Below are 24554 nucleotides of genomic sequence, written 5' to 3'. Positions count from 1 at the left end.
AGAAACTCCCGGATTTGTGTCATTAAGGAATAAAAGGTATATTTGCAGCATGTTTAGCCGATATATACTATTGATATTATTCTTTGTTTGTTGGTCAAATGGAAGTGCCCAGCTTTTGACTGACAAATTGTTCTTCGAACATTTGACTACCGAAGACGGACTTTCTCATAATTATGTGCAATCCATATATCAGGATAAGGATGGTTTTATCTGGTTGGGAAGTGATAATGGTTTAAACCGCTATGACGGACAGCATATCGAGATTTTCAGTACCAATACCCAACCCACTCTTGGAGGTAATAAAATACGCCGTATTATTCAGGATAGGGATAAGAATTTATGGATATTGCATGAAAATGGTTTGGACAGGATGAAATATTCTACTCAGCAAGTAAAAAGTTTCCTGTATGACAAGAACCAAAGTAGCCGTTGGGTTGGGATTGGAGTTGATAAGAGGGAGAGCTTGGTAGCCTATACGGAAAAGAAAATATTCAGATATGATATGGAGAAAGATACTCTTGTGGTTCTGCAGGACGCTCCGGAGGAATATCGATATTCTGCATTTGTGCAGGCTAGTGGGAAATATTATGTAGGCACTCGCCAACATGGCATTATTGTATATGATGAAAACTGGCAATTGCTTGAGCATATTTATCCTAAGTCTATAGAGAAAGGTCCCTTGACTGACGGATTGATAAATGTGTTGCGGGTAGATTCAGAAGGTTGTCTTTGGAGCGTGATTGTAGGTATATGTATCAACAAATATAATCCTCAGACCAAGGAAGTGAAAACTTATAAACTTTCTTCTACATCTCTCCTTAATAAGGAGATTAGGGATATCATAGAGTTGAATAAGGACTATATGTTGATTGGTACTTTTAACGGTCTGTTTAGGTTACATAAGGATAATATGGAGGAAGTGATAGTAGAAAAAGGGGAAATCGGAGAAGAAGGAGGCTTGAGTTACTATTCCATATATTCTTTGTTTAAGGATAGGCAAGGTATTGTGTGGGTCGGTACATATGCCGGTGGTGTGAACTACAGTCACAGCTATAATCAGCGTTTCCGGTTCTTTGCTCCTTCCCATTTGGCCGGACGCTTCAGGATGGCAAAGGAAGATGCTGAAAATAATATCTGGTTTGCGACGGAAGGTAATGGTTTGCTTTGCCATCGTCCGAAAACAGGCCAAGTGGAATCTTTCTGGTTGAATGAAAACAGGCACCACAATGATAATATCATTAAATCAATCTGTATATCGGGTGATACAATCATGTGCGGTAATCAACGGGGAGAAGTTTATAATTATTCTATAAAGAGGAATAAGTTTTCATTATTGCGAAAGTACGATAATACAAATATATTGTATATCTTCAAAGACTCCAGAGAGCATTGGTGGATATCCGTACAGGATCAGGGCGTTTTCTGTCTGGGCATGGACTCCGTGCAATTTCCATGCTCGAATTATATTGATGAAATAGATCCCGGAATACTTGTGCTTGCCACCCAGAAGGATGGATTGTATGTCTATAATCTGAATTCAGGGCAGAAGAAGCATATAAGTGCGGCTGAACTAGATGTTCCTGCAGATAAATTGCTTAGCATAACCTCTTTTTGTCGGGATTCAGAGTATAATCTATGGATGACGACTGAGAGGCAGGGACTTTTATCAGTAGATAAAGATTGGAAATTGCGGAAGCAACATTTGTCACATACTAAAGTTCATTCGGATAAACTTTACTTTGTTGCAAAACAGAATGAAGGGAGGTTATGGGTAATTGGCGCGCACAAATTGTATTTGTTCGATCCGAAGAAAGATCAATTACATACTTTCGATAATAATAATGGTTTGCGCCTGACTGATATGGATGCTTCCAGTCTGATAGATTCAGCCAATCGTTTTTGGATCTTGGGCAATACCGGATATGTAATGGTAGATAATCGGAATTTTGAGTTGAATGATACTCCGGCTTCTGTAATTCTTACTACGTTGCGTATTAATAATAAATTGCAAAGACCTTGTGATGATTCGGTATTAGATAAATGTTTGGCTGAGACATCTGTATTATGCTTGAAGCACAATCAGACAAACATTTCTATAGCTTATGCGAGTGATAACCATATATATGGTAATAGCGATCGGTTCTTTTATAAAATGGATGGAGTGGATCCGGATTGGGTGGATGCGGATAATCGTCGTGAAGTATTCTATAGTAATCTTGCTCCCGGTAACTACCTTTTAAGGATTAAAGCACTTAATAATGATGGAACGATAGGGCCGGAAACTCATTTGAAAATTGAAGTGCTTCCCCCTTTATGGGCGCGTTGGTGGGCATTTGCTATTTATGCTGCTATTATTTTCTACATATTGCAACGTTATATTGCCTATAAGCAAAGAAAACAACGGTTAGAGCACGAATTGTACCTCAAACAAATAGAAAAGGATAAATCTGAGGAGTTCAACCGGGAATTACAGACCTTTTTTACGCAAGTGGCGCATGAATTCAGGACTCCGTTAACTTTGATTCTGAATCCTTTGGACGAGATACAGAAAAAGATAATACATGTTTCCGGAGTAAAAGAAGACTTGCTGTTAATCCGTCGTAATACCAAACGCTTACTCACGTTGGTAAATGATCTGATGGATTTGAGGAAGATAGAAAATGGCAATGGGGAGCTGGAATTATCTTCTTTTAATTTTAATGATTTTATTCAGGAGATTTATTACTCTTTTCAGGTTACTGCTCGGCAAAGAGATATAGCATTGCAGCTTTCTCTACCGGAAACACCTATATTAGCTACATTTGATAAGGACGCATTAGAGAAAGTGTTCTTTAATTTATTGTCCAATGCTCTGAAGTTTACTCCGGAGGGGGGAACTGTCATTTTGGCTGTTTCCCTGATTGAAGGAGAGAAACCGCAAATACATGTTGAAATGAAAGACACCGGAGTCGGCATATCCAATGAGGATATAAACAAGATATTCAAACCTTTTGCACTGTCTCATCAAGATTTGCATGGACAGATGGGAGGCAGCGGAGTCGGTCTGACCATAGCAAGAGCTATTGTAGAAAAACATCAGGGAACTATATCGGTCAGACGCAGGGAACCGCATGGTACTTGTTTTTCCATTGATTTGCCGTGGAGTTATGATAAACGTTATGAAGTGGCGGCTCAGGAAACATTAGACGGGAGTGAGGATGTGGTAGATGATGTTTCTTCTTTTAAAGTAACCTCGATTTCTGAGACGATTTTGTTGGTAGATGACAATATTGAAATTCTGACTTATCTTCAGAAAGAATTGTCGAGAAACTTTAAAATTGTTACAGCCCAGAATGGCCGTGAAGCATTGGAAGTATTAGGCAAAGAAAATGTGTCATTAGTAGTGAGTGATGTCATGATGCCTGAAATGGATGGCATGGAATTATGTACATATGTTAAGGAGAACCCTTCTCTTTGCCATCTTCCTGTCATATTGCTGACTGCAAAATCCATGACCATGTATGTTGAAGAAGGCTTTCAGGCCGGTGCGGATGATTATCTTGTAAAACCTTTCAAAGTCTCTACCTTGATAGTCCGTATTAATAATATTCTGAGCGGCCGGAAGAAATTGAAGGAGATTTATGGAAAACAACTCTCTTTAAAGAGTGTGGGCATTGAGTTGGAACCTGCAGATAAATCTTTTGCTGAACAATATGAGGCAGTAGTGAAAACACACCTTTCTAATCCAGAGTTGGATGTGGAAATGCTATGCAAGGAAATGGGAGTGAGCAGGGCTAAATTATATCGTAAGGTAAAGGCTATTACTAATCTTTCTCCGGCAGAGTTGATCCGTAATATCCGTTTGGAATGTGCTGCTGAGATGCTTCGTACTTCTCAACAGACAGCAACGGAAATTGCTTATCAAACAGGATTTGGCAGTTATAATCATTTTGGTGATTATTTTAAGAGTGTTTATGGTGTTTCTCCTAAAGTATATAAGGAGAAGTATAAGAACACCTGATTTAGTCGTTTACAGAGTCGATTGCAAAGATCTGGAAATGTATATTTAGGGATAATAAGGTCGTCTAAAAATAAACTGCACCTCACAATTTAGAACTGCCCCAAAAAAGTTAGATACGAAACCTTAGGAGCAGTTCTTTAAAAAAGATAATTTCATTTGATTCTTTGGCAATGTGAAATAGATAGTGCTTACCAATTATCTGTGCGGAACAGGCAAGCTGGTAGACCATCCTTATTATAAAGATTTCCGTCTGGATTATTTTCCCAGTTATAGCGTACAGCAACGGGGTTAGGAACTTTCGGATTCCAGATAACAATTCGGTTATCTTTGAATTCTCCTAGCGCCCAGTGGAATTTTTTGTCTTCTCCTGCGATGGCAAAACCTTGCAGACATCCATATCGGCTACGTATTTCTAAACCGGAACCTGTATTTTTGAATGTAATTATGACTTTGTCACCATTGATTTCCATACGTTCAAACATGGGGCTTTCACTGACAATATCTGAATACCCGTACTCGTAATGTAACGCTTGTAATGCAGCTCTCATTCCTACCCTTTGTTTGTTGCGGGGATGAAGATCATAGGGGTCTCCCAAGTCGCTGGTTACGATGAGATGGGTTCCGGGAACTGCCAGAACTTTACTTTGAGCATCTCGCATTTCCGCCCAAAGAGGTTTCTTGTTAATAGAATCGAAGTTGGGAAGTTGGATGATATAAAACGGTAATTCTGAATTCCAGCGGTTACGCCAATCTCCAATCATACATGTGAGCCAATCGGTATAAGGTTCTGCATTTCCTACATTATTCTCTCCCTGATACCAGAGAACTCCCTTAATAGAGAAGGATAGCAGCGGATGGATCATTGCATTGTATACCAATGATGGATAATCATTACGCTTTGCTTCCTTATTTTTTCGTGTAAGGTATTCTGTAGGGGGAAATAGTTTCTCATTTTTGTTATATCGGTCGAGTCGTTTTTGCGGCAGTGTATTGGCAGCTTCCAGGCTTGTCCAGGTTTCCACGATTGTACCGCCCCATGATGAATTTATAATACCAATAGGTACGTTTGTTTCCTCATAAACCTTTTTAGCGAAGAAATAAGCAACTCCAGAGAAATGGCCTACGGTTTCAGGTGAACATACGAGCCATGTTGCGCTGATTGTATCTTTAGGGGATAATTCCATGCGGCGAGGTATGTTTAAAGTTCGGATTTGCGGATAATTGGCATTCTTTTTCTCCACTTCCGCATTAGTGACATTATTTACTACCCATTGCATGTTAGACTGTCCGCTACATAACCATACATCTCCGATAAGAATATCCTTGATGCTTATTTGGTTTTCTTTTCCGATGATTTGCAGTTGGTAGGAACCGCCAGCTTCCAGAGCTTTCAAATTCACTTCCCAGTATCCCTTGCCATCGGCTTTTACTGTTTGTTTTTGCTCTGCAAATAAGATTTGTATTTTCTCTTTTGGATTAGCCTGCCCCCATATACGAATAGGTTGGTTCCTTTGTAGCACCATTCCATCAGAATAGATGGCTGGTAATGTTACTTTAGCTTGCACGCTTAAAGAAACAAATAGAAAAATGAGTAATAAATGTTTCATAGTGAATTGTTTTTGTGCGAAAATAAGTGAATACTATAACATATGCAATAGGCATACAGATAAAATTATCGGAAACGATTTCGTATTTCATATATTAGATAAATATTTTATATATAGCTTTTTAACCTAAAATTGGATTTGCAAACGTTCCCGATGATTTCATACATAAACAACAAACCGGACTTAAGTAAATGTCTATATTTGTGACGTATTATTTAATTTAATATTAATCAAAATATCACTTAAAACCAATAAAATTGATTTATGAGAAGATTTTGTCTGACACTTACATTTCTGAGTGCATTCCTGAGTTTTAGTATAGCCCAGAAACAATATCAGTTAAAGTCACCGAACGGGAAGCTTGAATTAAGTATCGAAGCCGGTGATAAAATTTGTTATTCCTTAAAACATGAAAATACTGCGATTATTGTCTCTTCGCCTATTTCTATGTCATTAAGCAATAATAAAATATTAGGCGTGAAGTCTAAAGTCAAGAATATGCGTAGGCGTGTGATTGATGAGAACATCACTACTGCCATCTACAAACGGAGTGAGATAAAAAATCGTTGTAATGAGTTGTCTTTTACTTTCAAGGACGGATTCCAATTAGAATTCAGAGCTTATGACGAAGGAGTTGCATATCGCTTCATCGTTACGGAGAATAAACCTTTTAATGTAATAGCTGAAGAAGCTACATTTAATTTTGACGATGATTATATGACGTATATTCCCTATGTGAGAGGAGGAAAGAATAAAAAGGTGGAAGACCAGTTCTTCAATTCTTTTGAGAATGTCTATACACATGTCAATCTAAGTGAAATGGGTACTAATCAATTGGCTTTTACTCCGGTTGTTGTGGAATTGAAAGATGGAAAGAAGCTTTGTATTGCAGAAGCAGATGTGGAGAGTTATCCCGGCATGTTTGTTCGCAATGCGAATCAGTCTAATTCTTTGAAAGGTGTTTTTGCTCCGTATCCGAAAGAAACGGTACAAGGTGGGCACAACAAATTACAAAAGCTGGTTACTGCAAGAGAAGATTATATTGCGAAGTGTTCCGGCAGACGAAGTTTTCCCTGGCGCATTGCTATTGTATCTTCTGATGATAAAGAACTCCTTGATAATGATATGGTTTATAAACTGGCAGCTCCTTCTCGCTTGGAGGATACTTCATGGATTAAGCCTGGAAAGGTGGCTTGGGAATGGTGGAACAGTTGCGGGTTGTCCGGCGTGGATTTCAAAGCTGGTGTGAATAATGTTACCTATAAAGCATATATTGATTTTGCTTCTAAGCATGGTATTGAGTATGTGATTTTGGATGAGGGCTGGGCCGTAGGCCTAAAAGCTGATTTATTTCAGGTTGTGCCGGAAATAGATTTGAAAGAGTTGGTTGCTTATGCTGATTCTAAACATGTAGGGCTGATCTTGTGGGCCGGTTATTATGCTTTTGAACGTGATTTGGAAAGAATCTGCAAGCATTATTCAGAATTGGGTATTAAGGGATTCAAGGTAGACTTCATGGACCGTGACGATCAAGCAATGGTTGATTTTCACTATCGTGGGGCTGAGATAGCTGCAAAATACCATTTAATGTTAGATTATCATGGTACTTATAAGCCGACAGGAATGAATCGTACTTATCCAAATGTAGTTAATTTTGAAGGCGTGCATGGCTTGGAACAGTTGAAATTTTCTGGCAGTGAGAATGTGGATCAGGTTACCTATGATGTGACTATGCCTTTCATTCGTATGATAGCAGGACCTGTAGATTATACCCAGGGCGCAATGAAAAATGGCAATAAACGTAATTTTCGCGCTATTAATGAAGAACCTATGAGTATGGGAACTCGTTGCCGCCAGCTGGCTGAATATGTAATATTCGAAGCTCCGTTATCCATGTTGTGTGATAGCCCTGTTCTCTATGAACGTGAATCTGAGTGTACCTCTTATATTTCAGATATTCCGACAGTGTGGGATGAAACAAAAGCCTTGAATGGAAAAATAGGAGAATATATCTCAATGGCCCGTCGTAAAGGAGATGTTTGGTATGTGGGAGCGTTGACCAATTGGAAAAAGCGTACAATGGAATTTGATTTGTCATTTCTGGGCGGAGGTGAATGGACAATTGAACTTTATAAAGATGGTATAAATGCAGATAAGATAGCTTCTGATTATCGGAAGTCTGTTATCTTTGTTCCCCAAAATCGTAAACTAACGGTGAATTTGGCAGAAGGTGGAGGATGTGCAATGAAAATTTATAAAAAGTAATAGAGAAATACTTATGAAGAAGAAATTTTTAGGTTGGATTTTATTTCTGATAACTATCTGTAATGGCCAGTACGTTGGTGCTCAGGAGTTGCTGACGAATGTATATGGCAGACAATACACTTTCTTGAATGGAAAGTGGAATGCTATTATTGATCCTTATCAGCAAGGTCGGCGAACCTCTATCTATAAGAACAGACCTTTAAGAAATAAAGCTGACTTTAAAGAGTATGAGTTCGAAGGAGGGCTACGTTTGAATGTACCTTCTGACTGGAATTCGCAGCTTCCAGAGCTTAAATATTATGAAGGTACGGTGTGGTATGCCCGTAAATTTGAGGTGAGTAAAAATCAGGATGAGAACCTGTTTCTCCACTTCGGAGCTGTGAGTTACCGTTGCCGGGTCTATCTGAATGGAAAAGAGATAGGTGCTCATGAAGGTGGATTTACGCCATTTCAGTTCAATATCACTGATTTGGTAAAAGCAGGAGAAAACTTTCTGGCTGTGGAAGTGAATAATACCCGGACGGTAGATGCAATTCCTGCGCTGTCATTTGACTGGTGGAATTATGGCGGCATAACGCGTGATGTGATGTTGGTACGTACTCCTAAAGTATATATCAGCAATTACTTTATACAACTGGATAAATACAAGCCGGATTATATTCATGCAACCTTGCAACTGTCAGAGCAGAAAGCGGGTCAGAAAGTGAGAATTGAAATTCCTGAACTGAAAATCGCATCTGAAGTACAGACTGACGGACAAGGAATGGCGAAAACATCTTTCCGTGCTAAGAAACTGGAACGTTGGTCGCCCCAAAACCCTAAACTTTACCAGGTCACAGTTTCTTCTGCAACGGATCATGTGAAAGAGAATATAGGTTTTCGTAATCTTAGTGTGAAAGGGACGAGGATTTATCTGAATGACACTCCGATCTTTATGAAAGGAATCAGTTTCCATGAAGAGATAGCTCAACGCCAGGGAAGAGCATTTTCAGAGCAGGATGCTGTAGCATTACTTTCTGAAGCAAAGGAATTAGGTGCCAATTTAGTACGTCTGGCGCATTATCCGCAGAATGAATATATCGTTCGTCTGGCTGAAAAGATGGGTATTATGTTATGGGAAGAAATTCCTATCTGGCAAGGAATTGATTTTAAAAATGCCGGGACGCGTATGAAGGCGCAAAGAATGTATACGGAAATGGTTATGCGTGACAGGAATAGGTGTGCCTTGACCTTTTGGGGAGTTGCCAATGAAACGGCCCCTTCCGAAGCCCGCAATGCTTTTCTGAAGAGCCTTGTCGAGCACTGTCACGAGATGGACACTACCCGTCTGATAACAGCAGCTTTTGACTTACCGAAACTAAATCCTGAAACGAAGGCTTTTGAAATGAACGATTCTTTTATCGAAGAGTTGGATGTAGTATCGATTAATAAATATATGGGGTGGTATCATGCCTGGCCGTCAGATCCTTCGGAAGTGTGTTGGAATGTGGCTCCTGGTAAACCGTTGATTTTTTCTGAATTTGGTGGTGAAGCCCTTTACGGGCAATCGGGAGATTCTACGGTAACCAGTTCATGGAGCGAAGAATATCAGGAAAAGCTGTTTAGAGATAATCTGGAGATGTTCAACAATGTGAAAAATTTGGCCGGTATCTCTCCTTGGATACTATTTGATTTCCGTTCTCCGTATCGTTTTCATCCTACGAATCAGGAAGGTTGGAATCGGAAAGGGCTTATTTCTGATCAGGGATTTAGGAAAAAGGCTTGGTATGTGATGAAAGAGTTCTATAATAATAAGTGATGATATGAAAAAGAATAGTCTTTTATGTGCAATAATTTGGGGTATCATGGCAACTTCCTTGCCCGCCCAGACAGGGAATAAGGATTATACTCATCAGGTAGATTCTGTACTGAAGCTTATGACTGTGGAAGAAAAAGTAGGACAAATGATTCAGTATTCCAATAATAAGCTTCTGACTGGTCCTTCCCTTGACAGTCGTAATCATACGGAAGAAATCAAACGTGGTGAGGTAGGTTCTATTTTCAATATATTGACTGTAGAGCGTGCAAGGCAATATCAGGATTTGGCTATGCAGTCCCGTTTGAGAATCCCATTAATTTTTGGTTTGGATGTTGTACATGGGATGAGGACCATTTTCCCGATACCGATGGCTGAGGCTGCCAGTTTTAATCTAGAGCTGATAAAAAAAACGGCAAGTGTGGCAGCAGCTGAGACTTCTGCCCATGGAATTCACTGGACGTTTGCTCCAATGGTCGATATTTCTAGGGATGCCCGTTGGGGGCGCTCGATGGAAGGAGCTGGGGAAGACCCTTGGTATGGTAGCCAGGTAGCAAAGGCTCGTGTAGAAGGTTTTCAGGGTACTGATTATAATGATAGAAACACAGTTCTTGCTTGTGCGAAGCATTTTGCTGCTTATGGAGCAGCGGTAGCAGGTAAGGATTATGCTGAAGCTGATATCTCGGAACATACACTTCTACAAGTATATTTACCACCATTCCGGGCTGCGGTAGAAGCCGGAGTAGGTACTTTCATGAATGCTTTTAATGAAATAAACGGTATTCCGGCAACTGCCCATAAGCCTCTTTTAAGAGATGTTCTGAAAGGAGAATGGGGATTCAAAGGCTTTGTAGTCAGTGATTGGGGCTCTGTTGGTGAGATTGCCAAGCATCGGATGGCAAAAGATAATGAGGACGCCGGTCGGTTGGCCGCTATTGCAGGCTGTGACATGGATATGCATTCTATGACTTATGCCAGACATTTGGTCAATTTGGTAAAACAGGGAGCTGTAGACATTACCTTGATTGATGATGCTGTAAAGCGGATTTTGACAGTGAAATTTGAATTAGGCTTGTTTGATGATCCTTATCGTTATAACTATCGTGAAAAGGAAATCGGAAACAAGAAAGTAAATGCTGCTCACAGGAAAGTGGCTCGTGAAGCTGGGGCTGGTTCAGTCGTCCTTCTGAAAAACCAAAATGTTTTGCCTGTTACATCCACTGCTGGTAAAATAGCTGTAGTCGGCCCTTTGAATAAAGCCAAAAAAGATATGATGGGAAATTGGTCCGCCATTGGAAAGGCTGAAGAAGTAATTTCTGTTTTTGATGGTCTGAAAGCGGCCTTACCAAAAGCTAAAATTACCTATATTGAAGGTTATGATTTGGAAACGAATGAATTGAAACCATTACCGGATTTTTCTGAGTATGACGTGATTATTGTATCAGTAGGAGAGCGTGCGATGGAGTCTGGAGAAGCGAAATCGAAAGTGGATATCAACATCAATGCTAATCAGCAGTTGATGGTGAAACAAATAAAAGAGAAGGCAGGGAAACCTGTTATCACTTTAGTTATGGGGGGGCGCCCGTTGATTTTCTCCGATATGGAACCTTATGCCGATGCTATTCTTATGACTTGGTGGCTTGGTACGGAAGCAGGCAATTCTATTGCGGATGTGCTTACTGGTAAATATAATCCGTCTGGTAAGTTGCCAATGACATTTCCCCGTCACGTAGGCCAGTGTCCGCTATATTACAATCATAAAAGTACGGGACGTGCCTGGGTGCCCAACAATCTGTGGGTAAGCGGTTATATGGATGAGAGTGTGAAACCTGCCTATGTGTTCGGATATGGCTTGAGTTATACGACTTTTGAAATTGCGGCTCCTGTGATGTCGAAAAAAGAATATAAAGCAGGAGAGCCGGTAGTGCTGACTACCTCTGTTACGAATACGGGGCAATATACGGGCAAAGAAACCGTTCAACTCTATTTGCAGGACGTGGTCAGTTCTGTGACCCGTCCGGTTATTGAGTTATGTGGAATCCGGCAGGTAGAATTGGCACCTGGAGAAACCCGAAAGATTGAATTTACCTTGTCTGAACAAGAACTAGGTTTCTTTAATTCAGATAAACAGTTTGTCACAGAGCCGGGTGACTTTAAACTCTTTGTCGGAAGCAGTTCGGATAATTTAAAAGCAACGGAATTTGAACTTATAAAAAAATAAATGGAATCACATGTAGTACGTCCTATTTTTATCCTATTGCTTTTGGGGTTTACTTTGGGACTAAAAGCGGATGATTTATCCGTTATCAGGCAGAAGTATATAGAGAGTATATTATATAAGAATAAATCAGAGCAGCAATTGATACGACTGATGTGTCAGAGATCCCATGAGAAAGTAGTCGGTGACCAGATGGTTGTAGAATTAATGGAACGTTGCCCGATAGAAGTTGGGCACGTTCGTCAATTATTATCTGATTTAAGTGAACAAGGTAGTTGGAGTGGGCTCGATTTCACTAATAGTAAGGCTGCCAGTTGGCTTCCGCGGATTCATGCGGCCCGTGTGCTTGAGTTGGCTAAAGTTTATGCTAATTCGGAACATACCTTTTATAAATCAGCTGAGATTGCAGAGGCCATTCATAAGGCTATGGGGTATTGGTTCCGGATGAAGCCGGTAGCTGCCAATTGGTGGTATAATGAAATAGGTATACCTAAAGTCTTGGGAGCTGCATTTGTTTTATTTGAAGACCAGTTGTCGATGGAAGAGAAGAAGTATGCTATTGAGGTGATGAACCAAGCAAAGATAGGGATGACGGCCCAGAATAGAGTTTGGCTAGCTGGCAATGTGTTGGTGAAAGGACTATTGCTAAATGACATTCAACTGGTACGGGAAGCAAGGAATGCCATGAATGATGAGATAAAAATGGCTTATGGCAAAGCAGAAGGGATCAAGGTTGATTATAGTTTTCATCAACACGGACCTCAACAGCAGGTCGGGAATTATGGTGCAGCTTATTTGGCTACTATGAGTTTTTGGGCATATATTCTTGACGGCACTTCATTGGCGTTGGATCAGGAGCGTTTTAAGCTTATCACTAACTATACGAATGAAGGTGTGCGGAGAATCTTGTGGAAAAACAAGATGGATGTAAATAATCTTGGAAGGCAACTTTATAGGCAGGCACAGTGGAATAAGGCTTTTTCGAGCTTATTCTCAGCTAATGCATTGGCGCAAGTGAATAGTAAAGACCGTAATGTATACCAGATGTTGATTGATGAAAATCTTGGGAATACATCAACTGCGTTGTTGGGACAATACCATTTCTGGAAATCTGATATGACAATCCATCGTCGTCCCACTTGGATGGCATCTGTAAGAATGGCATCGGACAGGGTGATCGGTACAGAGTCGGGTACGGATAACGTAAAAGGTTATTATTTGGCAGACGGTGCTCTCTACACGTATGTGGATGGTGATGAATATACGGATATATTTCCTTGTTGGGATTGGCGTAAAGTGCCTGGTGTGACTTGCTATCAGGAAGATAAGGCTGTCCATGTAATGGGATGGCTTGAAAAGCAAAATAAAGGCTCATTTGTGGGAAATGTGAATGATGGCACTATTGGCCTTACTTCGATGGATTTGGTAAGGGATGGGCTTTATGCTAGAAAGACGTGGATTTTTACACCAGATTATGTCTTATGTTTGGGAGCGGGTATTCGTTCTGATAGCAGTTATCAGGTGAATACTTCTGTGGAGCAGGCTGTACTAAGAGATAATTTATTGTATTGGAATAAAGGAAAGTGGGAAGCTGTGAAAGATTTGAAAATTTCCTGTGGGGATTCCCAGCGCTTTTTTCACCATCAGACCGGATACATCTTGTTGGAAGGCGAGGGGCGTATTTTCTCTGAACAGCGTACAAATTCTTGGAATGATATCATGAAGATATATCCTAAAAGCGAGTTGCAGACGAAAGATGTGTTTACTATTTATATGAATCATGGAATTCTTCCAAAAAATGACTCATATCAATACGTGATATTGCCGGCTACCACTCCTAAGGAAGTACAACACTTTGACTTATCTTCATTTAAAATAATTAGTAATACCAGTCAATGTCAGGCAGTCCAACTGAATAAAGAGACATATTTACTTGCATTGTATGAAGCTGGAAGTGTTTCCTTATCCGGTAAACTAAAGTTTGAAAGCAATAAAAAAGGGCTTTTTATTCTGCGTACTTATAAGAAAAAGTGGAAAGTGTATGCTTCAGATCCAACTCAGACAGAAACATTCATGGAAGTGGTCCTTAATGGAAATAAAAGAGAAATCAAATTGCCCGAAGGCGAATATAAAGGAACTGTTGCCATGTTCTCTGAATAACTTGTGGAACAAAATCATAGTTATGAAGAAAATATTGATGAGATGGAGATGACGTGAAAATAAAATTAATGAAAATGTAGAATAGAAAAAGGTTGCAGTGACAAAACATTGCAACCTTTTTCTTTCTATTTAGCAAACATTTACAGCGGAATATATTCCACGAATGCTTCCATTGCCTCGTAAGATGCCAAACCGAGATTGTCATACAATGCGGCGGTACCACGATTACGGTCTTCACTACGTTGCCAGAACAAACGTTCGTCGTTGCCCAGGAATGGTGCACTTTCCATCTGAGACTGGTGTTTCAGGATTGAATTACGTTTTGCACGCAGTTCTTCCGGACTGATAGGTACTGCCATTTCAATGTTTTCAATTTCCCACTCGGCCCACGCACCACGATACATCCAAATACGGCAATCTTTCAACCATTTTGCACCTTCTTCTTTTTCCAGATCGATAGCAGCAAATACGGCATCTGTGCAGACACGGTGTGTGCCATGCGGATCGGCGAGGTCACCGGCAACGAATATCTGATGAGGTTTCACTTCACGCAGCAGATTACGTACAATTTCCACATCAGCTTCGGTCAACGGACCTTTCTGTATTCTGCCAGTTTCGTAGAACGGCAGGTCAAGGAAGTGGCAATGATCCAGAGGTATATTATTGTACGTACAAGCGGTGCGCGCTTCACCACGACGTATCAAACCCTTAATTGTGAGGATGTCCCGTGTATCGATGTCACCGTCTTTCTTCTCTTTCAGGAATTTACGGATTTCTGCATATTTATCAACAACTACCTTGTCTTCGCTATTATTGAAGATCTGGTTGAAACCATTGATGAAATGCAGGAAGCGGATTACTTCTTCGTCACCTACGGCAATGTTACCGGAAGTTTCGTAAGCCACGTGTACGTCATGCTTTTGTTCTACCAAGCGGCGGATTGTACCACCCATGGAGATTACGTCATCATCGGGATGCGGAGAGAATACAACGATACGTTTCGGATACGGTTTCGCACGTTCGGGACGATAGGTATCGTCCGCATTCGGTTTACCACCCGGCCATCCGGTGATGGTATGTTGCAGATCGTTGAAGATCTTGATATTCACATTATATGCCGAACCAAACAGAGCCAGCAGTTCGCTCAAACCATTTTCATTGTAATCCTTGTTTGTCAGTTTCAGGATCGGCTTGCCTGTCAGTTGGCACAACCAGACGATGGCGCTACGAATCAGTTTGTCGTTCCATTCGCAGGAAGTCACTAGCCATGGACGGTGGATACGTGTCAGGTTACCGGCAGCAGAAAGGTCGATAACTACATGAGCATTGTTGTGAGTTTGCAGGAAAGATGCCGGAATGGTATCTGTTACAGTACCTTCTACGCACTCTTTTACCATTTTGGCTTTGTCTTCACCCCATGCCATCAGATAGATTTTCTTGGCAGCCAGGATGGTAGAAACACCCATTGTTATGGAGCTGATCGGAGTGCTTTCGATGCTACCGAACATTTTGGATGCTTCATTGCGTGAATCGTTGTCCAGTAAAATCAAACGGGTGGTGGAGTTCAGGCGAGAACCCGGTTCGTTGAAACCAATGTTACCTACGCGCCCGATACCCAGTAATACGGCATCCAATCCGCCGAAACTTTCGATGCGTTGCTCGTACAGGCGGCAATATTCAAAGATGGTATCTTTAGGAATTGTACCGTCCGGGCTAAAGATATTCTGCTTGTCAACGTCCACATGATCAAGGAACATTTCCTTCAAGGCATTCAGGTTGCTGTTGATGGCATCTGATGTAAGAGGATAATATTCGTAAAGGTTGAATATGATAACGTTGCGGAAACTCAAACCTTCCTCTTTATGTATACGGATAAGGGCTGAGTATACGTTGCGGGGAGAATTACCGCCCGGTAATGCCAATACGCAGAAACGTCCGGCTTTCTGTTTATCACGAATAAGTTGAGCTATTTCGTAGGCAACGTGGTTGGCGCCTTCCTCTGCCGATTCGTAGATGTCGGTTGGGATTTTTTCCAGTCGGGTCAATACCGACCTTTCAAATGCATTCTCAGGCCTATAATACCTGGGGGAGACTCTGTTGAGAGTGATTTGAGAACTAAGATTGGTTTTCATAACTTAATTGGTATTAATAAATTGATTAAAGCTTGTCGCTTCTAAGATTTAACAAATATACAAAAAACAATGTTCACTAATTCTAGTGTTGGGGTTGTTTTTCGGAACAAGGTGTTTTCTTCTGACACTGTTTCGGGATACAAATGTAGCCACTTTTTGGTAACTATGCACTCACTTCTTTTAGGTATTTTCATTAAAAAGACTAAAATGGAATCTTTTTGTACAAAAACATCACCTGTTCAAGGGGGGGATGGGTACGCGGACGACACGGATTAGGCGGACGAACGCAGATAAAGAAGAATTGCACAATAATATTAATGAATTAAAAATCCGCGTTCGTCCGCCCAATCCGTGTCGTCCGCGTACCTGTCTTTAGGAAAATCGGTTTCATTAACCCTAATTGATATAAAATGTAGTGGTTACTGTATTTCCTGCTTCGTCTACCGCTGTTAGTGAATGTTTTCCGGGCGTGGGTTGTAGTGAGATCTTATGAAAGTCCTGTGTCTGGGTAAGATAAGTGTTATCAAGGTGCCAGAAGATGGTGGTACTCGGATTGCCGTGGGCCAGTTCGGCGGTTAGAAAGCCCGGACTTCCATCCATTTGTTTAGGTAACACAATATGGGCATTCATAGATGGATAGATGAATTGCATGGGTTGCAATGCATCCTCTCCGCAGCCCGGTTTGAAGGGAGGGAGCGGATTGTATTCCGGATGATGCTGTTTGTAATACCATTCCCATACAGGTGGCAAAGTGAACCAGGACTTCTGGATAGTTGGTTCCAAATTTGCGCAATTTTCGTAGATACGGTGAGTTTCATCGGCTGAAAGGGTGATAAGGTGATGATAAGGGCAAGCTTCCGTCTTTAGTCCGGCAGGAAGAATCAGTAAAGTATCTGTTTCTTCGCAAAACCTACCCTTCAAGTGTCCGGATTTCCGGCATATCTCAGCCTTGACAAAGACATCTCCCGGACGCCTGAACCATCGTGTCGGAGGTAGCAGACTAAATACATCAAACAAAACCGGACCGGCTGTCCGTGCTCCTACAAGACCAGGTTTACCTTCTCCTGTAGCATTTCCTACCCATACACCTACGGCATAGTGAGGAGTGACTCCTACGGCCCAGGCATCGCGGAATCCGTGGCTTGTTCCGGTCTTCCAGGCAATGGGGTGCATGGAGGGGATTGATTTCCAGTCTATTTCTTCGGGACGATTCACCTCGGTTAGCGCATTGAAGGTTTGCCATACGGCTCCCGGTTGGAAAGTATCCGTCGATTTTTCCGAAGCGAAGACTTCTGATTCTCCTGATCCTTCAGCGTCCGCAAGCAGCAAACTACATTCTGTTTGTGGAAGCTGCAATAAACTCCGCCCCATGTAAGCATACGCATTTGTCACATCCCACAGGGTAGCTTCCGCTCCGCCCAGAATGAGTGATAAACCATAATGGGAAGCCGGGCGGTTGATTGTTTTTAAGCCTATTTGCCTCAGGAAAGTATGAAACTTGGGAACACCATATCTTTGTAGCATCGTCACTGCCGGAATATTCAATGAACGTGCAAGCGCTTCCGAAGCAGGAACGGCACCTTCGAATTGCAAACTGAAGTTTTGAGGTGTAAAACCATTAATATTAACCGGTATATCGGGCAGTAGCGTATGAGGTAGCAGACTGCCTTCCTGCAACATGGCGTAATATAAAAATGGTTTCAGAATACTTCCCGTGCTTCTGGGTGCCTGAATAACATCTACTTGGTTACCGGCTTGCTTCCGTTCGAAATTGACATTGCCGCAATAAGCCACAACCTGATTGGTTCGGATATCAATCACCAGAATTGCCAGGTTGCGTATATCACTCCGGTTAAATTCATTGCTCCAACGTTTGGCTGCGTTCTCTATTTGGGTTTGAATACCCCTGTCGATGGTTGATACGGAATATTTCCCGTTTCGTTCCTGATAGAAGCGACTGACTAGATGGGGAGCGGTTTGGGGGAGTGGATGAGGTTCGTCGGGGAGTGGTTCGCTGATAGCCAGTTCGTAAGTGGAGCTGTCTATAATCTCTCGTGCATATAGTTGTTTTAGCAGACGGTTTCTTTTATTGAGTAATAATTGCCGTGATTTGGAGAGATGAATCATAGCGGGCGCGTTTGGAAGTACTGCCAGCATGGCTGCTTCTGCCCAGGACAGTTCTTCGGCGGGATGTCCGAAATATCGCCAGGCAGCGGCATCGAGCCCTACTACGTTTCCTCCGAAAGGAGCGTGTGAAATGTACATGGACAGGATTTTCTCTTTTGAAGCGCGAAACTCAAGTCGGGTGGCCAGGATCATTTCTATGAACTTTTCTCCAAAAGTACGCGATTCGTTTCTTGCCAGACGGATCGTTTGCATGGTGAGGGTACTTCCTCCACTTACAATGCGCTTATTCTTTAGGTTTTGGTAGGCGGCTCTGCCAATGGAGACAGGATTGACTCCCCAATGGTGATAGAAATGCCTGTCTTCGAAAGTGATGAGGCATTGCTTTATTTTCTCCGGAGTAGTGGTCCGGGGTGGAAAGCGCCATTGGCCGTCGGATGCAATGCGTGCGCCCAGTAATTCACCGTTCCGGTCAGTGACGACGGTGGAGTAGGGCACATGGAAAAGTTGCCGGGGGAGGCAAAAGATATAGGCTATCACCAGAATTGTAATAAGTATGAGTATTACTTTTCTGGTGATAGACAGTTGTTTGAAGTACTTTATAATCTTAGTCCCCATGAAATGAACTTAACGGCTGACAGTCGTTCTTCCCGCCTTGGTTCGTGCCTGTGCCGAACCGTCATACATGGCTTCGCACTGGATAGCCGGCAGAATGAAATTACCTGCATATGTAGCTTGCAGTCTTATGGTGAACTTTTTCAGTTCGCTGCGACGCAAGTCGAAGTAAGTCAGCACGCGGTCGTCACGAATATCCTGGTAGGTATACTCACGGGTAGGCGTCGCTTCCGGAGTCATTAACCGGTCATTGTAAATTTCCCAACCTGACGGCAGGATATGTGTCAATGCTAAATTGCTGTAAGCAGTGGTTCCACTGATATTACCTACAGTGATGACTGCCATAAAGTCTGTTCCTTGCTTGATATCATCTATGGATATTGTCGCTCCGTTCATATCCGTATATTTTACGTCCAGGCGGAGGTTATTGGATATTGCGGGTAACGTATCATTAAGTAATTGCGTGCGTGTAATGAGATCCACACTTAATGCACCTTTACCTTCATTCTTTACTATAATATTACCCGAAGCCGGTGAAGTGGACAGTTCCTTTGTAAATACAGCCTTGGCTGATTTCACTACGGGTTGCTGCTTTCCGTTCCAGGTCCAGGTGAAATCCAAAGTACCTGAAAGCTTCTCAGCCAGGCGTCCCATCGCCATCAATGAGAAAGCTGTGGACTGTGTACTGAACCAATTCTCTTCGGCCAGATTCTTGGATACCTTTTTCGCCTGTTGCAATGCCGCCTGGTCGCGGTTCATCAGGAGTAAAGTTTCCAATATCATAGCTTCGTCACGATCATACGAACCATAGATGTAGTTCTGTGAGGAATAAGGGGCAACGGTGGTTTCTGCCTTAAATACCAGTTCCTCAGCCGGTTTCATCTTACCTGTCAGGGCATAAGCGGCTGCCAGTCTCCATTTGGCTTGTAGAGGCAGGTTAGCTTGTTCTTTCATCCGGTTCATGGCACCCTGCTCAGGTGCACCGGCTAATGCCAGTGTGTACAATCTGTATGCTTGTTGCACTCCCGTTTGCCAGTAACCCCAACTGTCATCCTGATCCGGCATCCGCCAGTTCTGGGCAGCAGCACGTTGGAAGCGTTTCCACTTATTCAGTACATTCGAGTTGACAGCGTAGCCTTTCTCCTGCGCCAATACAAGGAACATGCCCGCATAAGAAGTAATCCACTCATCAGCACTGGCATTTCCCGGCCAGTAAACAAAACCGCCGTTCGGAAGCTGGCGTGCGTAGAGTTGCCGTATCGCTTCCTGTACGTTGGCCTTAATCTTTTGAGTTTCTTCCTCATCCACTGCTTTAAACTGGCTGACGAACAATAGCGGCAGAGCTTTGGAAGTCAGCTGTTCCGTGCAATGATGCTGATAATTATACAGGTAGTCGAACCTGCGGCTGATATCTACCGAAGGAATACGTGAGACTTCCAGCAGCATACGGCTATTTGCTGGAGTAGCACCATTCAATGAATAAGGAAGTGTTACACTTTCTCCTTTTTCCACCCATTGGCTGTTACGGAAGGTCACTGCCGGATTCGGGTTTCGGACTTCGATTTCAATGGTCTCTTTCGCCTGCTGACTGCCACCGCTGGCAGTGATATGTATCGTTGCTTTTCCTGTTTTATTTTCGGTCTTTATTTTAAAGTAAACGAGTTGGTCACCTGGTTGACTGAAAGTAATGGATTGTTTATTGGGATCGAGCACTTGTACACCTCCACCTGAAGCTTGGATGGATACCGATACATTCTTCACTTCCTTCTCCATGGCAAAGACATTTACCGGGACAGTAATCTCTTCTTGTGTGTTCAGCACACGGGGCAGTGTTGACAACAACATCAATGGTGTCCGCACGAAAGAAGTCTTTTCCACTTTTCCATAAGCTCCGTCTTGCCCCGCTACCACCATCGTACGTACAGAACCTACGTACATCGGTAGTTTCAGCGTGTGCGTCTTCTGTTTTCCTTTATCCAGATAGAACGGACCGATAAATTTCACTACCGGCTTGAAGCGGTTCGCTTTTGCATCGGACGGTTTCAATGTCTCGTCGCCACCCGTACTGAACAATGAGCTGTAGCGTCCGGCAGATGCTCCGAGTACATCGTCATACATATCCCAGGTGCGGATGCCCAATGCTTCGCGGGCATAGAATTCATTCCACGGATCGGGAGTCTTGAAATTAGTCAGGTCGAGTAATCCGTCATCTACAATGGCCAATGTGTATGTCATCTGCTTGCCGTTCTTTTCGCTGACGGTAACGGTGAAGTCCGTTTCCGGCCGCAGCACTTCCGGCATTTTAATTTGCGGTTGCAGTATAGTTTGTTTATTAGTCACCAATACCGGAACCACACCGTACATACGTATCGGCAAATCGTTCACCGTCTGTGCATGAGGTTGCAACAGGCTGATGTGCAGGTAAACGTTCGGAGCCATTTCCGGAGTCACTTTGAAAGAATACTTTGTATCTCCATTGTTGGAAACTTCAATCCATTCACGTTGCAGAACGGTTGAACCGTTTTCCAGGGCTACCAGTGCACGTCCTCCCGCAGCGGCAGGAATGATGGCTGTTGCTGTTTCACCTATTTCATACGAGTCTTTATCCAGAGAGAAAGCGAGCATTTTAATGCCGCTGGGGTCCGTCTTGCTTGAACGTCCGCGCCAATCCGGCCAGTCTATATAAACAGTTCCGCCGGTGGCATGCCCACTTTCCTTATCTTTCACATAAACCAGGTAACGTCCCCAGTCCGGATAGTTTACCCGGAATTTAAAGGTTGCCTTTCCGCCTGTAGTCTGTATATTGCCACTGGCTACGGGAGTGATGGAACTACTGTTGACATAAGTTCCGAATGATTCGTCCCGGTTCTCCCACCACCAGCTCCAGGAGATACGGTAAATCTTATATTCCAGATTGGAGCGGTTCACTAATTGTCCTTCCGCATTTACGGTGACAATGTCGAATACATGATCCCGGTCGGTCTCGATGTATTTTCCTTTCGGCTGGTTCAGATTAATGCCTACATAAGATGAGAATGGAGAGAATGGAATGCTTTGCGTGTAAATACTGGCGTCTCCTCCCGGTTCGAATACACGGCTGGTTAAGGTTGCATTCAGCATTCCCGGAGCATTGGTGGCAGCCGGGAGTTTCAACATAAAGTTAGCTTTTCCTTCCGCATCCAGTGTTCCGTCGAATACATCGTTTTTTACAGTTGTAAATTCGGTAGCCGGATTATTGAATATGTATTGCCCGTAGTTCTTGAATTGCGTATTTACTTTTGACAGGGACATTTCCACTTTGGTTTTCAACCGTGAAGCGGTGGCGCCTGTCAGCCATGTGGAAGTAAGCATTACCGGCATTTCTTTGGTAGAAGCCTGGATTACTTTCTCCGGTAGTTTCAGATTAATTTTCAGGCGGTTTGGTTTCACAGTTTCTATGCGAAGGCTTTTGTGGAAAGCGGTTCCGCCTACTTTGACGTAAGCGTTCCATAATCCCGTTGGGTCTTCCGGACGTGTCGGCAGGTCAAATGTGTAGAAACCGTTTACACCTTGCGTGGAAATCATTTTGGTATAGAATTGTCCTCTCGGATTATACAATTCCAATGCTACAGGGTGTTTATCCGGAATTCTTTTTTCACGGTCTTCCATAATAAAGCTTACATGCAGCGTATCTCCCGGTCGCCATACCCCTCTTTCGCCATAGACGAACCCTTTCAATCCTTTCTGAATATCTTTTCCGCCTACATCGAACCGGCTGACAGATTGTTCTTCACCATCTGCCACACGAACATAAGCTTTCTGTTTCTCTACTTCGGCCACCACAATGAAAGGAACACCTTTCGGAGTGATTTCCGTAAATCCTTCACTATTGGTTTCACCGGTTCCTATGGCTTGCAACTGGAAGTTATAAACGGTCACTTTCGCTTTCTCCATTGGTTTGGTATCCAAGATGTTGCTTACGGCAATCCACAGCTTGTTCAGTGAATTCCGTTTTACAATCATTCCTACATTGGAGGCAAATACGTTGCACGATGCTGCCCGGTCAGAGTCCATATAGTAGGAGGCATGACAAGGATTATTGCGTTCCCGCCAGTTATACTGGCTCCAGTCCATCTTTACATTACCATTATAGTAGAAATAAGTTTCCGGTGTATCCCATTCAGCTTCATTTTCTTCGAAAGTACTACTTCCGCTGACTTTCGTCAATCCCTCTGAAGCAGTATTGTCTGCAAAGCTCATCTCTTGTTTTTCTGTTCCGCTGCAAGGATAGGCTGAGTATTCTTGCCGGAAAGAAAGTATGACACGGTAGATAGCACCCGGTTCTTGCCGAATCAGTCCGGCAAGGTCTATCGAATAATCTTCCCATCGGTGCACGTCTTTTGTACTGTCCTTGCTCAGCCACAATGTGTTCTGATAAACCAATCGTCCGGAGCGACGCAGTTCACTGGCTGATGAGAGCGTATTGGTCTGCATGAACATCAGTACATTGTTTTCAAAAATACGGATTACACTTAAATCTACCGCATAGAGATTGACTGCCCGGAAAGGGATGATCAAACTTTTGGAGTTGGGCAGGATAGCGGCTGATGTAGACATGCTCACTTGTGGTTTCAGATTCAGTTCGCTGAATGCGATGGAGTGTGATGTTCCGAGTGATTTATCCCGGCTGTTTTTCACTCCTTCGTGTATCTTCAAAGTCAGTTTGCTCAGTTGGTTGGCTTCAAAGTAGACATATACTTTATTATTCTCCACTTGAAATATGGAAGATGCTACTTCGGGGATTTCAATCAATCCGTTCAGGTCTTGTGTAGTAGAAACAGGATCGGAGAATACTATTTCAATTCCATTCTCCGGTTCGTCAATGCGTTTGGCAGAGAGGAAACGGAAATCATTCTTGGCAGGGATCAGTACGTTTTCTGTCAGTTTACGGTCGATTCCTGCAGGACTGCCGTTGGCGGTGATTTCCAGCTGGTAGTCTTCCGCTGCGCGAATGACACCGGCTATTTCAAACTGATAACGCGTCGGATGATCTGTCGGAGTGATACTGACCGGATAGCTTTGCCCGTTTCCGCCTTTGGCAGAGAGCATTTTCTCAACTGCTTCTTTGGGAGTGGCATCACTGAAACGTACTTCACCTTTCAATGTCACCAAGTCGCCATGGCTATCTATGTCGATGGTTGTCAGTGGTTCGATATACAGTGTGAAATTGGGTTCCTGTACTCTGAAAGAGAATTTGAATTCTTTCAGGCGACTGTCCACTTCTACAAACCTGCCTAATTGGAACGTACCTTCATAGAACTCTCCCGGCTTTAAAGTTCCTGGTTCAGGAACGAATTCAATCGTATTGTTGCTGATCCAATACGCTTTACCTTTCAGGGACGGGGAGAAGCTAAACGGATTTTCTTTCAGTTCATTGTTCAAATCTACCATAGGCTGATCTTGCGTCAGTTCTATACGTATGTTCGAAGTTTGCGAGATAACTCCTCCCGTATATGCATTCACAAAAGGTGCATACTCGGCAGAAGGAACAATATCCTTTTTGCTGTTTGCGCAAGAGGAAAAAACTAAGATGGTCAGTAACAGAAAGAATAACCTGTCAGCCATGCGGTGTTTAGCTTTCATTCGTCCCATAGTGCTT

At 42.7% G+C, this 24554-nt stretch carries 9 protein-coding genes; 5 read left to right on the top strand and 4 right to left on the bottom strand.

Features of this window, described 5'->3' with window-relative positions:
- Positions 1 to 115 precede the first annotated feature (115 nt).
- Positions 116 to 4000 (top strand): hybrid sensor histidine kinase/response regulator transcription factor, encoded by a 3885-nt coding sequence (locus K6V21_RS23460; protein WP_224320054.1) that lies wholly within the window; start codon positions 116 to 118, stop codon positions 3998 to 4000.
- Between the two features lie 188 nt (positions 4001 to 4188).
- On the opposite strand, the gene K6V21_RS23455 is transcribed toward K6V21_RS23460, so the two are convergent.
- Positions 4189 to 5607, bottom strand: coding sequence for a sialate O-acetylesterase (locus K6V21_RS23455; RefSeq protein ID WP_224320053.1), 1419 nt, complete (start codon positions 5605 to 5607; stop codon positions 4189 to 4191).
- A 264-nt stretch (positions 5608 to 5871) separates the two neighbouring features.
- Here K6V21_RS23455 and K6V21_RS23450 point away from each other — a divergent pair, with 264 nt between their 5' ends.
- From K6V21_RS23450 to K6V21_RS23435, 4 genes are read left to right on the top strand one after another with little or no spacing between them, the layout of a single operon-like run.
- Positions 5872 to 7872 carry a glycoside hydrolase family 97 protein gene (locus K6V21_RS23450; RefSeq protein WP_224320052.1) on the top strand — a complete coding sequence of 667 codons (2001 nt, stop codon included), beginning with the start codon at positions 5872 to 5874 and terminating at the stop codon, positions 7870 to 7872.
- Positions 7873 to 7885: 13 nt separating this feature from the next.
- Positions 7886 to 9670 carry a glycoside hydrolase family 2 protein gene (locus tag K6V21_RS23445; protein WP_224320051.1) on the top strand — a complete coding sequence of 595 codons (1785 nt, stop codon included), beginning with the start codon at positions 7886 to 7888 and terminating at the stop codon, positions 9668 to 9670.
- Between the two features lie 4 nt (positions 9671 to 9674).
- Positions 9675 to 11888 (top strand): glycoside hydrolase family 3 N-terminal domain-containing protein, encoded by a 2214-nt coding sequence (locus K6V21_RS23440; protein ID WP_224320050.1) that lies wholly within the window; start codon positions 9675 to 9677, stop codon positions 11886 to 11888.
- A complete protein-coding gene (locus K6V21_RS23435; RefSeq protein ID WP_224320049.1) occupies positions 11889 to 14045 on the top strand; it encodes a polysaccharide lyase family 8 super-sandwich domain-containing protein in 2157 nt (718 codons plus the stop codon).
- Positions 14046 to 14185: 140 nt separating this feature from the next.
- Here the strand turns inward: K6V21_RS23435 and K6V21_RS23430 are convergent, their stop codons facing one another.
- The 3 genes from K6V21_RS23430 to K6V21_RS23420 form a co-directional block, all read right to left on the bottom strand.
- Positions 14186 to 16177 carry a glucosamine-6-phosphate deaminase gene (locus K6V21_RS23430; RefSeq protein ID WP_044264264.1) on the bottom strand — a complete coding sequence of 664 codons (1992 nt, stop codon included), beginning with the start codon at positions 16175 to 16177 and terminating at the stop codon, positions 14186 to 14188.
- A 396-nt stretch (positions 16178 to 16573) separates the two neighbouring features.
- Positions 16574 to 18919: a penicillin-binding protein 1C gene (gene pbpC, locus K6V21_RS23425; RefSeq protein ID WP_224320048.1), complete on the bottom strand. Its 2346-nt coding sequence runs from the start codon at positions 18917 to 18919 to the stop codon at positions 16574 to 16576.
- A gap of 9 nt (positions 18920 to 18928) precedes the next feature.
- Positions 18929 to 24547: an alpha-2-macroglobulin family protein gene (locus tag K6V21_RS23420; RefSeq protein WP_224320047.1), complete on the bottom strand. Its 5619-nt coding sequence runs from the start codon at positions 24545 to 24547 to the stop codon at positions 18929 to 18931.
- Positions 24548 to 24554 lie beyond the last annotated feature (7 nt).

The sequence above is a fragment of the Bacteroides cellulosilyticus genome (assembly GCF_020091405.1).
Taxonomy (GTDB): Bacteria; Bacteroidota; Bacteroidia; order Bacteroidales; family Bacteroidaceae; genus Bacteroides.
This window is presented reverse-complemented; position numbering and strand designations above follow the sequence as displayed.